Genomic DNA, 13,540 nt, shown 5'->3' with positions numbered 1-13,540 from the left:
GCTATGACTCGGCCTGGCGCAACCGAGTGCGGGATGCTCAGCCGCCGTAGTGCTGCATGCCGCGCTCGCGCGAGCGCATCTCGACGACAGCTCGCTGAGCGTCGCCGATCGCATGCTCCAGCTCGGCGATCACCGCCTCGGCATCGGAGGTGAACTCCAGGTCCTCAACGAGCCTCGCGAGGCGCCCCTGCGATCGCCACGCAGCGAACTTGGCCCATTCGGTCCACAGCGTCTCGTGATCGTCGACCTCGATGAGGTCGCAAGTGCGGCTTTGCTCGTCGAGGGTCGTGTCGGTCGACACGTACCCGTTCACCATGGAGATGCGCTCGCACATCTCGTCGAGCGGGCCGGCGCGGTGCACCACCATGTCGCCGTGCAGTGCGATGGCGTAACCGGGCCCCCCAAACTCGGGCGCCACCGTGCGCTGCGCGGGGACCGGCTTGCCGGCGTCCGCCAGCTCGGCGGCTTCGTGCTTGGTTCCCCCGAACCACTCGAATCGGCCGCCAGCGACGTCGGCCGGGTCGGTCACGGCCAGCACGTAGTCGAGCGGCAGCGTGTCGTGATGCCACTTGTCGATGGCCCTGTCGATCTGCGACGGCTCATAGTTGAGGTGGCCAAGGTGCACCGGCATCGGGTGCGGGGCGATTTCGATGCCGTAGATCGCCTCGAGATGCGCCGTCACCTCGTGGCTCAGGCACAGGTCCCGCAGCCAGCGTGAGCGGTAGCAGCCGCCCCGCACGGTCCGCTCGATCCGCTCGCCCGCCGGCCGGGTGAAGCGCCGCAGCCGCCGGGCCGTCTCCAGCATGATCGCGGCGCCCTCGTCGCTCAGCATCCGGAACGGCGACGACATCGCCACCGGTGTCGCCTTCGTGGCGATCTCCGCGGCGTCGTAGCCCAGATCGGCCAGCATCACCACTTCGACCGGTTCCTCCAGCTGCAGATGCCGCTCAGCATCGAACAGCGGCTCCCCGTCCAGCCACTCATACCCCCGCGGCTGACTCTGCGGAAACGGAACTGCATCACCCATCGGCTACGACTTTACGAGAGAGGGCAACTCGCCATCCGACCTGCTCAACTGGTGCGCGCTGCGCCAGTGGCGCAAGCAATGAAAGTCGCATTGCGTGCGCTCGCCGCACCCGTCAGGGGCGTGGCGAAACGGTTATTCGAATTCGGCGGATTGGGCGTTGAGGCTCTGGGCGTTCTCGCTGACCGTTCGGCGGGTGCCGTCGTCGTAGCCGTCAGCATCGGTGGCCCGTAGCTCCAGTTCGAGCTGTACTTCTGGCCCGAGATGTGCAGCAATGTGCTCGAGGATGTCTGCGAGCTGCTGTGCGCCTCGAATCCTGTCGAGATGGAACTGGGCGTAGAACTGCGTGGAACTGGGACGTTCGTCGCCGCCGGGGTCCGGATCCCGATGTTCGCCGCCGGGGTTTGGATCCCGATACTTGCCGCCGTGACCCTTCTGTCCCTCGGGAATGACTTGGCCCCCGGGGCCGGTCGGCTCGTCTTCGCCTGGATCGACTGGCACTGACGGCGCGGGCACGCAGTCGGGGTGTATCAGCACACCACCGGCAGACGGTGTGACGTGCTGCGCTGTGCGGACACCGACCCAGGTGTCGCCGTCATGCGCTTCGGCGTAGGCGAAGGTCTCCTGCTGCCAATTCAGCTGTGACACGCCATCGCTGACCGCGTGTTCGAGCACATCGCGTGACGTGAGGCGCGGCATGTACGGATAACGGGCGTAGGCCTCCCACAGCGCTGTAACGGATACGTCGCCTCGCTCGGTCCACAGGCCGTGCCTGTCGAGGTCCATGCGGACCCGCACGCCGGCGTAGCGGCCGATCAGCTTCTCCTCGGTGCCCAGCTTGCGGCTGATGCGCTCGCCGATGTCACCCGTCGTCGTCGCCCGTGTGGACTGCCAGTCGATGTCCGCTGTGCCGGGAGAACGCGAAGGCACCAGCACTTGGGTGAAGGTTTCCGCAATGAGACTGTCGACCTGCTTGGACGCATCGGCCAGCTTGCTGTCGGCTTGCTGTTTCTGCTGGGCGGTGAGGTCTAGCGGCACGTGGTCCTTGACGATTGACCTCCACGCCAAGAACGACCGGGCCGCGCCGCGCAGCTCGGCGAGTCGGTTCGCGGCGGCGGCCACGAAGACGATCAGGTTCTGGTTCAGCCTCGGGCCGGCATCGCGCTGGGTCACGATGCGTGTCGCCAGCTTGATGGCCGGCGAATTCGGGTCCCCCGTCGAATGGGTGGCATCGGGCGCCAGCACGACCAGGTGGGTGCCGTCGTCGTTGTCGGGCACATCGCCTGGTCCGGCTACGAACGGATGCACGGCTACGAAGCTGCCCCGGTCACGCTGGGCGGCGATCCGGCCGCGAACCTCGTCGTCGGCGTCGCGATCGCTGAAGTTGGATGCGGCCCTGTCGGCCGCGATTCGGGTGACGTTGGGAATCAGCGAGTACCAGTACTGCGATCCATCGACATAGAGGTGTGTGGCCTGGTCGGAAAGGCGACGCAGTGCGTCAGCGAACTGGCCGGTGGGCTCGCCCGGCTGAACGCAGCCCAGCACCACCGATTTCACGTCCACGCCGCGTTTGCCGTCGGGCCGGGGCGCCGACCCCATGTACACAGTGCGGGCCGCACGGCGGGTTGCCGACAGCCGGCCGAAGTGCGAGAACGTCTTGTCGATGCTCAGCGGCAGCGCATTAGGCCCGTCGACGTCTGACTTGATGACCGGGTCCCAGCCTTCCTCCAGATACTTCTTCAGCTCGCTCGCGACCCCAGCGGAATCCATGGGCAGATTGCCCGGCATGATCAGCAGCGACTGGTCGCCGCGCTGCCACAGCTGCGAGATGACGATCGCCATCAGCCGCAGCACACCACGGGTCCGCTGGAACTTGTCGAGCGCAGACCAGTCCTCGAAGAGCCGGTCGAAGAGCTCAGGGTGAATCGGGTACGAGAGCTCCATGCGCCGCCGGTAATCGGCCTCGCCCTTGCCCAGCGGGAACTCGCCGGCGGCAGCGTGGTACATCTCGCTGAAGGCCCTGATGACACCGTCGCGCACCCGCGCATTCTCCGGCGAGATCGGGTCGAACAGCCGCCGCCGCACAATCTCGAACGACTCGTCGGCCGATGCCGGCTGCCATGGCGTCGCAGTGCGGTCGACGACGTTCTTGAGTCGTTCCATCGCGGTGTGACCCCGCGGCCCGCCGGTCTCGATGTCCGATGCGGGGATCGTCACCAGCACCACGACGTTGTCGGACGCGGACGCCGCCTCGGTGAGCGCTTGGGCGAAGGTGAACTGGGTGTCGAAGTCGCCCGCGGCCACGCGCCGGCCGTCAGCGCCCGCGTCGGGCAGCTGCCGGGCATATGCCACCCATTCGTCGATCAGAACGACTGCTGGGCCGTAGCGGCGGAACAGCTCGCGCAGCTTCTCGCCCGGGTTGGTTCCGGCTTCGTCGTCGGTGCGTACCAGCTCGTAGCCCTCCTGGCCGCCGAGCTGGTAGGCGAGATGGCCCCACATCGTGTGCAGCGCCGTGTCGTCGCTCACCCGTTTGGGATCGGCCACCGACATGACCTGCCCCACGAGCACGGCCCGGTTGACCTTCGCCGGCAGCTCGACATCGGCTTCGGCGAGCATCTCCGACACGCCCGACAGCCTCGCCGCCGGCACACCGGACGCCAGATGGTGCAGTGCGATCATGCTGTGGGTCTTGCCGCCGCCGAAGTTGGTCTGCAGCTCGATGACCGGTGTGCCGCCGTTGCCGGACAGGCGCCGGGCCGCCCCCACCAGCAGTTCCCGCAGCCCGACCGTCAGGTATGTGCGGGCGAAGAACGCCTCAGGGTCCTGATATTCGTGATCGGCGCTGCCTTGGGACACCTCGTAGAGGTCCGCGGCGAATTCGGCTTGGTCGAACCGGCCTGTTTGCACGTCGCTGTGGGGCGTGATGACCTCCCGCCATGGCGTCAGCCCGGCTTGGGGCTGGCCCTCGGTGGGCTTGGCGGCGGTGCGGCGCCGCTCGGAGCGCGCTTGTTCGTCGTACATCTGCCGCATGAGGTCGCGGCGCGAGCTGCGGATCTGCTGGCGTTCTTCGGTGTTGCCGAATGCCTCGAGCAGCCGTTCCATCGAGTCGAGCGCTCGGGCGGTGTCATCGGTGGAGAACTGCTGCTTGTGGGCCCAGTTGTTGCGGGTGTCAGCCACCTCGAACACGAGCGAACGGATCGAAGGCGAGAAGCCGTGCCCGAAGATCTCGTTCCACGTGGCCTTCATGCCACCCAGCACGAAGGCGATGTCCGACGTGGTGCCGCCGTCACGGGCGCTGCCGCGCATCTGATTGCGCAGCAGGTCCAGCCAATCGTCGCCGTAGAAGCCCTGCCAGGTCTGCTCGCACTGGGGCCGAAGCCCATCAGCCAGCAGGTCGAGCGCCTTCGACACCCGCTCAGCGTTCGCCATCACCATGGAATGCGCACCTCTCGACGACCAGCAGCACAGGCAGCCGCCACATCATTCCACCGGGCTGTCACATCCCGCGCCGCCAAGGCGCGCCGGGCCGGTACGCCTCGGCCGATGCCTCGAACTCTCTCCGCCGTTGGGCGTCAGGCCGGACCGATTGCTGTGGGCACGATGGCCGCCTGGAACGCGTCAATCCGGTTCACCACAGCCCGGAAGTCGACACGCAGCTCGTCGATGCGGCGATCCACGGCATCAACGCGCTTGTCGACAGAGTCGATCTTGATGTCGACTGCCTCGAAACGCGAGTCAACGGCGTCGAATCGCGAGTCCACCGCGTCGAAACGGGAATCAACGATGTCAAAGCGTGCATCCATGGCGTCAAACCGTGTGTCGGCACGTGCATCCGCCGCGTCGAACCGTGCATCCACAGCGTCGAACCGCGCGTCGGAACGTGCATCCGCCGCGTCGAACCGCGCGTCCACAGCGTCGAACCGTGCGTCCACAGGGTCGAACCGTGTATCCACAGCGTCGAACCGCGCGTCGGAACGTGCATCCGCCGCGTCGAACCGTGCATCCGCCGCGTCGAACCGTGCGTCCACAGCGTCGAACCGCGCGTCGGAACGTGCATCCGCCGCGTCGAACCGTGCGTCGAATCGGGCACTCTGAGCCTCACGGAGCTCGTCACCCTTGTCGAAGCGGGCGTTCATCAACTCCATGACACGCTGCAATCCGAACTTGATGATTGCCCAAGAGCCGCCCGCGACCGCAACTACGACGGCCAAGAACATCGTCAGCAGCGGCGGGACGCTGGCCCAGTCCATGCATCCACATTACGCACCGCGAGTGACGATGCAAGCGCCTTTTTCGGGTGGCATCGCTCATGTCCACCGCATCTTCGGTGCCGTGCGCGGAACTGACGAGCCGGTGACCTTCACGCGCAGGCCCCGCAGCGAGGAACGTGCGGCAGCGAGGTTCGCCTCAAGCACTTCGGCGTCGTCGCCGCGGTGCTCGGCGGCATATCGGAGCCATCGCGGCACAGCCGATTCGACCGTCGCCAGCCGCTCTTCGTCGAATTCGAAGGCGTCGCCAGGCTCACCGAATTCGTCGAACGGATCGACACCGTCATGATCGTCGTCCTGTTGCCACAGGGGCAGAAAATGCTCAATGAAGGCCTCGATTCTCGGTGGCGTCCAGCGCAGCACATCAGGGTCACGGCAGGCCTGCGAGAACATCGTGGCCGCCACAACAAGGTTCGCCAAGTGCTCGTTGCGTTCGCCCAAGGGAACTGGCAGCGCTACGAATCCCCTGACGACGTCAGCGAGGTGCTCCGTGGCGTCGGCATCGTCGGCATCACCGCCCCGCCTTCGATCGAGACTGGGGAGCGTGTCGATCCGCTGGCCCACCAGCATCCGCAGGTCGACATCGGCATCCAGATCATGGTCGTTGTCCCACCAATCCGTGATCGCTTCATCCAGGTGCCCGAGACTGCTGGTGAGCAGCTCACGAGCCGTTTCCAGGCTGATCGCTTCGGCAATGAGGCCGGCGTCTTCGAATCGAGCGGTCATCTCGGCCGTGGTTGTCACGGCCAGGTCGTGCGCCATTCCCCAGCCAAACGCATGCATGCCGACATGCAGATCATGGGTCGATCCGTCGGGTCGGACAAAGTTCACGACGAGTGACCAGTGCTCGTCCCACTCGTCTCGGATTCGGATGGCGCTGATCGGTTCGACGACACCGAGCGCCAGCACCCATTCGGCCTCGGCGACGCCGTCAGCTCGCATGCGCTCCAACACTTGTCCGGCGCGCTTGCGAGCAGCCGCTGGGCCGTAGACGGCCATGCCCGCAGCGATCACCAAGCCAGCAGGTGTGCCAAGAGCCTCAGCGTGCGCCAAGGCCACCTGGGCGCGCACACCGTTCGGGTTCCAGTTCGATGTGGTGTGCAGGCCGATCGTGCATGACACCGCAATCTCCGTCTGGAGCAGGTCGGCGTCGTCGTGCGAATCGATGCAGTACTCGACGTCGGCGACCAGCATCTCGAGTTCCCGCCTACCGAGATCATCGAGCGGAGGTCGATGGCGGTCGTTGGTGCTCGGACGTCTCGGGCCGGCGTCGGTGCGGGTGCCTTTGGGAGTCACCCGTCCGCCGCGACGGGACTCGGGTCGGGCCATCGGCGCACAATAGGCCCGCTCGAGGTTCCTCAGGTGACCCCATGGAGACAGATCCCTACAGCATGTCTATCGACGAGATGATCGCCCATAGCGATGAGATTGCCGACTATTTCGAATCCGCCGATCCCAGCGACGCGCCCGTTTACCCGGCAGCCGACTACTGGTTGAGGTGCGCGCTGCAGCGAGCTGAGGTCACCGGGAAACTCGACCACGACCGAATCAGAGCGCTGATAGCCGACTCCCGCGCAGCGGGTTCCACTTGGGAACGCATCGCCAAGCTGCTCGACACGACCACAGAAGCCGCCGCAGCGCAGTACGGCTAGCGCCACGAGTCATCGGCCCGTCCGATTCAACCTCGGAATGGCACCGCACGGCGCCGGTGCCGGGCTGACGCTGTGGCCGGCGCTGCCGTGGGCGTTCGGGGGACGTGATCAGCGGCGCGGCTCAGAGCATCTGGGCTTCGACTGGCGCGGCGGCTCGGGCCGCCGCTGTGCGGGCACCTTCGCGGAGGCTGGGCCAGGCGGTGATGAGGCTGTTGTAGGCGTTGGCTTCGGTGGCCCAGCCGTTGTCGTTGGCCCTCTGGTACAGCAGGTAGGCGAGCTGGCGTGCCCGGTCGGCGTTGCCGCCGAGAGTGTGGAGCAGGTCCGCCGCTTCAGACTCGGAGCGCTCCAAGGCAGCAACGAGGTACTGCAGGGCCTCCCAGATGGTGAAGCGGTCGTCCTCGGCGGGTGACCACGGCTGGGCGAGTTCATTGCGCCGGTAGAGCCGGAACTTGCCACCGTGCGTCTCGCCGATGCCCGACTCGACAAGCCCTTGAAGCGACGTGTTCTTGGCCTTCGCCACGCTCTCCGCATCGCCCGACGACCCGAGCTCGTACTGGTGTTCAGCGAACCAGGTAAGCGCGAATCGCGTGTCGCGGTCCAATTCGGCTTCCTCGCCGTCGAGCACCTCGCCCAGCACGTCGTTGATGATCGACAGCGCCGCTGACACACGCATCGCCGCCCCGTCGGCCTCCACGACCTTGGCGTACCGCGAGAACACTTTGATCCCTGGACCGATCGTTGACTGCGCCACATCTACAGGTGCGATATTGCCCGATTGCATGATGCGCACTGCCTCGGGAAGCTCTGTCCGAAGAGCCGCCATGAATTCACTACGTGTAGCCATTACTGCAGATTCCGGTCGCAGCCGGCACGCGAGGACGATGGACGAGGCCAGTGTGTTAGCACCGGAGGCCAGCAGACGATTACCCAGTTCCGTACGCATCGGCCATGTGGCTGTCACTTGCAAACCCGAGTCGAGCACGGCTTGAAGAAATGTGTCCCAGCCAGTAGTGCGAATCTCGCCGTCCTTGGATTCTGTTGCTTTGTAGGCGTAGTAAATCGTCACCGGCGACTGAGTTGATCCCGATTTGGCTGCTTCCTGCATGAATTCGGCCATGCCCAACTCGAAGTGCTGTTCCGCCATTTGCTTCGAGCCTGCTCGATACCGATTCGCTATTAGCTCCTCGGACTTCGGCGTCCGAAGAGTGGCGCACTCGTCCGGCCAGACGTCCGCGAGGTTCTTGCGTAGCCAGACATAGAAAAAGTCGGACAGATCGGCATATGAGATGTTGTCGTAGTACGGCGGGTCGGTGGACATAGCCGTTCCGGGCGACTCTCGCATACGCGCCCTCGCATCGCGTTGGCTTGCTTCACCGCCCGGTGCAGCAGGCACATGCGCGAGGGCCTTCGTGACCCACTCGACCATCGCCATCCAATTCCCAGTTGATGACGAGAACGGATTGGCCTCTGCAAAATCCCAAGTCATTGGAATCGCTTGTCGCCCAAACGTATTGCGCATCTTCTCGCCGCTGTTGTGCCAAGTGCAGATCGTCGACCAGTAGTCAGCGCACTTGTCGATCACGAACGCCAAGTAGGTCACGACGGCGTCGGCGTAGGCGACTGCCCCACGCCCTCCATTGCTGAGCCGCGTCCCGTCGTCCGCGATGCCTGCTGCCAGAGCGCTGTCCCGCGCCTGGACGGCAACCTCAGTCAGCAGGTCCGAAAACGTCATCAACGCCGTCAGTTGCCGCGGTGTGAACAGCTGAGACCAATGTTCCATGCCGTACCTCACTACGTTCATACGGCCAGGCCAATCGAAGATGTCGCCTGCGAGGTGCTGGACCTCGGGTGTCTCGACGCTGGCAGCCTCGACGTCTTGTTGGCTCGGCCTCACGTAGCTGCGTCCGTTGCCATCACAGGCAATGGCCATCAATTCGCTACTGGCTCGACCCACTCGGAACTCCGGCCGAATATAGGAATACGGCATCGCGGCGCCGGTTGCGACGCATACCGCTCCTGAACGCCCTGTGGTCCGCTCTTGGCTCGGCTTCCCGCCCTCCCGGATCTCGTAACGAATCGCCTGCGCATCGCGGTCGATGATCGGCTCAATCCAGATCGTCGGCTTGCCCTTCTTCTTGGAGAGCGTCCATGACGCGACCAGTGGCACATGACCTGACCAACTCGGATCTGGCGACTCCACTGTCCGCGCCCAGATCCACGCGATCGGCGTCAGCTTCTCGCCGCTTGGTCCGGTGGCATCGGGGTAGAGGTGGCCGATGCGCCGCTCGGCCTCGTCAAGCATCCAGCGGCCATACGCTTGCACATCGGCCGCCAGCCCCTGCGCCCGCTCCCAGCGACGACCGTCGTCGATACCCAGGCCGTCGCCATTGTCCTTCGCCTTTGCGCTGGCTGCGGTGGCCGGGGCCTTCAGTTCCCGAAGATCAGGATGCACCGGCGGCAGGCCGGCGAATCGAGGCGGGATTTCGATCATCGCCTTGTTGATGAGCACTGCGACCGGGTTCAGGTCCCCCGCTAACGCCGTCAGCCCGAGCCGTTGGGCTTCCAGCGGAATGGCCCCGCCACCAGCGAATGGATCCAAGATCGGCGGAGGTCCCTCTGGGAATGCCCGGTCGATCTCGGCTCGGGCCTCCGCCAGCACATCGGCGTCGTTGGAGTTCTCCCACTTGACCAGCCGTTCCAAGATCCGAAACAGACGCTGCCGCTCGGCCTCCTGCGCATCTGCGGTCGCCAGCAAGTTGCCGTCGGGGTCCCGGTATCCCTCAGCCGACGGATCGTCCACCAGCGAAGCCCAGATCACCGCCCGAGCCGCAGCCAGCGGCCGCCGCGCCCACCACAGGTGCAACGTCGACGGGTGTCCATGGCGAATCGACTTCTCCCGCGCAGCCTCCGCATTGATCACCGCCAGCGGCAGCGCCACCTCAATCAGCTTCGGTCTGTACCCCCCGGCCGCCACGGCTGCCGACCCTACTTGCGCGCACGCGCGCTGCCCGATGAACACGGGGCTCTGCACGGGCCAGCAGACGGCGCAGCCGCCAGCGACGGGCAGCGGAGTCGCCGGTTCCGATGGGCATCGACATCGCCTGGAGCCCGAAACCCTCCCCGGAGCGCCATCGCTGCGGTGTCCGCTCTCGAGAGGCTGAGCTGCCCGCTGTCCTGCGCCCGCGTCCTCGATGCAGCCCGTCGTCCTGGCGGGCATTCGCAAGGCCTGATAATTCTCTTGGAGCCTGAAGGTCGCAGCCCTACGGTGCGCCGACCGTGGAAGCCGTCGACCCCAGAGCGCGGATTACTCAGGCGGCACGTCGCCACGGCGTCGACGACGAGGACATCTTGCACGCATACCGCAACCCCACGGCACTGGAACTTCAAGACGACGGCTTCATCATGATCACTGGCCCGCGGCGTGACGGCCACGTACTTGAGGTAGGTTTCCGTTACGACCCCGACACCGAAACCAATTTCATTCTTCACGCAATGATCGCTCGACCGAAGTACCTGAGGCCGCGATGACGAAGCCCGACTTTGCCGCCTGGGCGCAGGACGAGAATGGAGAATACGCAGACGAGATCTGCGAGTACTTCCACTCGTTCGACTGGCTGGGCCGCCTGCCCGGTCCCCGGCATGAGACGTTCCTCAAGCTCGTGGTACAAGCCGAACGCACCATCGAGAAGCCGACCGAGGTCAGCCGCAATCAGATCGCCGAAGCCGTCTGCTGGGCGCGAGACGAAGGCACCTCATGGGAGCGCATCGCGGAATTGCTCGGCACCTCCGCCGACGAAGCCGAGGAAAGCTACGGCACCCTGAGCGTGCCATCGCGCGTATAGCCCGCAAGCACCACGGCGCGCCCGTCGCAGCCGGTCCATGCTGTCCAAGCAGCCGCCTTGCGGCGAGGCGTCCGCATCTACGTCAAGACCGCGATTCGCTCGGCGAATTCCTAGCCCATGCGGACGCTGGCGTTGTTGAGCCAGCGGTGAAACGTAGGGATGACGGCGAAGGCTTCGAACAGTGAGTCTCCCGGACGCTCCCGTCCCTGATTGAGACCCGATGTCAAGCGGTGCGCGTTGAGGTGTGCTCAAGTGCGGTCTGAGGTGCGTCGCTTGAGGGCCCGGACGGCTCCCGGTCTGGTGCCGCCGTGGACGAGTCAGCGTTCGCAGTAACGACGGCCTCCGGTGTCCGGTCGGACGATCCGAACGATAGCGGCTGTGCGGAGACCCGCTCCCCAGAGCGGGTGGTCAACGTCGGGCCACAAGCCGCCCGATCCCCGCCGCGCATTTCAATAAGCGCAGAACACGATTACTGGCGAGCGCTCACACTCACGAGCGCTTTGGGGAACAGCCCGACAACCTCTCTAATATGCGCTTATGGGCAAATCTCGAAAACGTGAACCCGCGAAGAGGCTAGGCAAGACCAGCCTGCCTCTTGAGCACATCCACGAGATGCACCAGAGAGCCTGCGCCTTCCGCGTGGCGGCAACGCAGCTTCGCAATCTGGATGCCGACCCAAGTAACCCTGATGGTTACGGGATCTTCAATGCCATCTGCGTCAACGCAGGTTACGCGATGGAGTTATACCTCAAAGTACTTTGCCACATTCACAGCGGGAACTTCGTCAAGACTCACATGCTGGCTACTCTGCATAGTTCGCTGCCAGAAATTGTGCAGTCAGGTTTGGAGGAAAACTTCTGCGAAAATCTGGCGAAGTTCGGTGGGAAGGTTCAAACGGTAAGACCATTCACGTTGGTCGCCAACAAACCAACAACAACCGGCCCTATTCCCTTCAGTTTTGCAGGCTACATGCATGAATTCGACCGCTCAGGCATGACAGCCAGACGGTACCCAGAAGACCGTAGCAACGAAATTGAGCTTGACTTCGTCCATCAGGCACTGGTTTGCGCGGTCACATTAGAAGTCGCTGCTCAGCACCATATAACTAGCTCTTAGGACCCACCCTGAGTCAAGTCGGGTGTTCGGTACCCGGGAACCTCCCGTAACACTTGGCAATCACACGAGTCGTTCGCGCAACTTGAACCGCGGCGGGCCTGAAGTTCCGAGAAATTTGCCCGCCGTCGGTGGTGTGAGTGCGCTAAAGCGGCGCTTCGCGCTTCCGCGTGGAGTAGCCCGGTGAAGGTCGCGGTCGTGGCGCAAGTTTAGAAGCGCTTGGCGGGTGGTGATGCCCACATCAGGTGGATCGGTTTCGAACCACTCCAGAAACTCCTGAGCGATCGCCTCGAGGCTGTCCGAGCCGCCTGTCTTGAGGTAGCCCGCGACAACTGCCCACGTGAGATCGGTGTCGTCGGTTCCCTGGCCTGGGCGCCAGCCGAATGCCCCGCCACCCACGATGTCCCGATGAACACCGTGCCGCCGCTGGATTTCGGCCGGTGACCTGAATTCGACTGTAGCGCCGAGCGCATCGCCGGCCGCCACGCCGAGGAGGCCTCCGGCGATGAAGTCGGCGAGCGATGTGGCCGGCACCTGCGGGAGCCTAGGCAAGGCAGAGACCGGCAAGTCCGCTTGTCGGCCAGACAGTCTGTGACACCCCCTACCTACCTTCGTGGCATGACACAGGACGAGTTGAGTCTGTTCAGCAGAGCCCTCTGGGGGCCCGGCGGTCCGCCGGAAGATGCAGCCACCAGGCGTGATTGGAACGATGTGGCGCCCATCCGGCAACCGGCGCCGATACCGCCCCCGCAGATGCTGCTGTCGGGCGCCGAGATGCAGGCGGTCGCCATGGGCTATGTCCCGGTGGACATGAGTGACAGGTGGTTCGCCTTCATGGAGGGCGACTGCCTCCACCTGCACCGCAGCTGGACGGGCCTGGGCATCTACGAGGTCACGTTTGCAGCGCAGGAGACCGGGTTCATGATCACCTCGGCTCGAGTCGAGTGCGCCCCTGACGTCTACAGCCGTGATTCCGACCTGGTCGAGCGCGAGCGGCTCCGCGATCTCGTCACACAGGTTTCCGGTGAGCCCATGTCGCCGTTGCTGCCGGTCCTGATCCAGAGCAAGCCCCAGCTCGAAGCGGTGCTCGGGGACATCACGGTCGAGCGCGTCGACGCCATCGTCAATCCGACCAGCGCAAACCTGCTCGGCGGGGGTGGTGTCGATGCCGCCGTCCATGAAGCAGCGGGTCCCGAGCTGCGGGCGTATTGCCGAACAGTCGGCGGATGCGAATTGGGTCGCGCCGAGATTTCGCCAGGCTTTCGGCTGGCCTCGCCATGGGTCATTCACACTGTGGGTCCCCCATGGCGAGGCGGATCGCACGGCGAGCCGGTGCTGCTCGAGTCGTGCTACCGGGAGTCACTCGCCCGCGCCGACGAGGTGGGCGCCGAGGGAGTCGCCTATGCCGCAATCGCGACGGGTGCCCACGGATACCCGAGGACTGCCGCTGCAGAGATCGCTGTCTACACCGTGCGCTCGACACCGACGAAGGTCCGCGAAATCCGCTTCGTCTGCTTCGACTCGCTCACGCTGGAGGCTTATGAGCGAGTTCTCAGCCAAACCGAATAGTGCCACGCTCCGCACAAGGACCTCAGCGCACGCCCAGCATCGCCCGATGATGTCGAGATCCCGAGTGATGCC

The 13,540-nt window shown here is 64.9% G+C and carries 11 protein-coding genes; 5 read left to right on the top strand and 6 right to left on the bottom strand.

Features of this window, described 5'->3' with window-relative positions:
- Positions 1–37: 37 nt before the first annotated feature.
- From ACOOF5_RS13040 to ACOOF5_RS13025, 4 genes are all read right to left on the bottom strand, one after another.
- A complete protein-coding gene (locus ACOOF5_RS13040; RefSeq protein ID WP_420439810.1) occupies positions 38–1,027 on the bottom strand; it encodes a hypothetical protein in 990 nt (329 codons plus the stop codon).
- A 132-nt stretch (positions 1,028–1,159) separates the two neighbouring features.
- Positions 1,160–4,459: a DUF499 domain-containing protein gene (locus ACOOF5_RS13035; protein WP_420439808.1), complete on the bottom strand. Its 3,300-nt coding sequence runs from the start codon at positions 4,457–4,459 to the stop codon at positions 1,160–1,162.
- A 137-nt stretch (positions 4,460–4,596) separates the two neighbouring features.
- Positions 4,597–5,274 carry a hypothetical protein gene (locus tag ACOOF5_RS13030; RefSeq protein ID WP_420439806.1) on the bottom strand — a complete coding sequence of 226 codons (678 nt, stop codon included), beginning with the start codon at positions 5,272–5,274 and terminating at the stop codon, positions 4,597–4,599.
- A gap of 57 nt (positions 5,275–5,331) precedes the next feature.
- Positions 5,332–6,621: a hypothetical protein gene (locus ACOOF5_RS13025; RefSeq protein ID WP_420439804.1), complete on the bottom strand. Its 1,290-nt coding sequence runs from the start codon at positions 6,619–6,621 to the stop codon at positions 5,332–5,334.
- A gap of 41 nt (positions 6,622–6,662) precedes the next feature.
- On the opposite strand from ACOOF5_RS13025, the gene ACOOF5_RS13020 reads away from it, so the two are divergent.
- Positions 6,663–6,944 carry a hypothetical protein gene (locus ACOOF5_RS13020; RefSeq protein ID WP_420439802.1) on the top strand — a complete coding sequence of 94 codons (282 nt, stop codon included), beginning with the start codon at positions 6,663–6,665 and terminating at the stop codon, positions 6,942–6,944.
- Positions 6,945–7,065: 121 nt separating this feature from the next.
- On the opposite strand, the gene ACOOF5_RS13015 is transcribed toward ACOOF5_RS13020, so the two are convergent.
- Complete coding sequence (locus ACOOF5_RS13015) at positions 7,066–9,918, bottom strand: DUF1156 domain-containing protein (RefSeq protein WP_420439800.1); 2,853 nt, start codon at positions 9,916–9,918, stop codon at positions 7,066–7,068.
- A 302-nt stretch (positions 9,919–10,220) separates the two neighbouring features.
- On the opposite strand from ACOOF5_RS13015, the gene ACOOF5_RS13010 reads away from it, so the two are divergent.
- From ACOOF5_RS13010 to ACOOF5_RS13000, 3 genes are all read left to right on the top strand, one after another.
- A complete protein-coding gene (locus ACOOF5_RS13010; protein WP_420439798.1) occupies positions 10,221–10,472 on the top strand; it encodes a hypothetical protein in 252 nt (83 codons plus the stop codon).
- Positions 10,469–10,786 carry a hypothetical protein gene (locus tag ACOOF5_RS13005; protein ID WP_420439796.1) on the top strand — a complete coding sequence of 106 codons (318 nt, stop codon included), beginning with the start codon at positions 10,469–10,471 and terminating at the stop codon, positions 10,784–10,786. The genes ACOOF5_RS13010 and ACOOF5_RS13005 overlap by 4 nt, the downstream gene beginning before the upstream one ends.
- Positions 10,787–11,323: 537 nt before the next feature.
- On the top strand, positions 11,324–11,902 hold the full coding sequence (locus ACOOF5_RS13000) for a hypothetical protein (protein ID WP_420439794.1): 579 nt from the start codon (positions 11,324–11,326) through the stop codon (positions 11,900–11,902).
- Positions 11,903–11,962: 60 nt separating this feature from the next.
- On the opposite strand, the gene ACOOF5_RS12995 is transcribed toward ACOOF5_RS13000, so the two are convergent.
- On the bottom strand, positions 11,963–12,433 hold the full coding sequence (locus tag ACOOF5_RS12995) for an ADP-ribosylglycohydrolase family protein (protein WP_420439792.1): 471 nt from the start codon (positions 12,431–12,433) through the stop codon (positions 11,963–11,965).
- 84 nt (positions 12,434–12,517) lie between these two features.
- Between ACOOF5_RS12995 and ACOOF5_RS12990 the strand changes: the two genes are divergently transcribed.
- Positions 12,518–13,468 carry a macro domain-containing protein gene (locus ACOOF5_RS12990; RefSeq protein WP_420439790.1) on the top strand — a complete coding sequence of 317 codons (951 nt, stop codon included), beginning with the start codon at positions 12,518–12,520 and terminating at the stop codon, positions 13,466–13,468.
- The last annotated feature ends 72 nt before the right edge of the window (positions 13,469–13,540 follow it).

Origin of the sequence: Candidatus Poriferisodalis sp., from assembly GCF_965214215.1 — a bacterium.
Lineage (GTDB): Bacteria > Actinomycetota > Acidimicrobiia > Acidimicrobiales > Poriferisodalaceae > Poriferisodalis.
The sequence above is the reverse complement of the archived record's forward strand: the minus strand, read 5'-3'. Positions and strand labels throughout refer to the sequence as shown.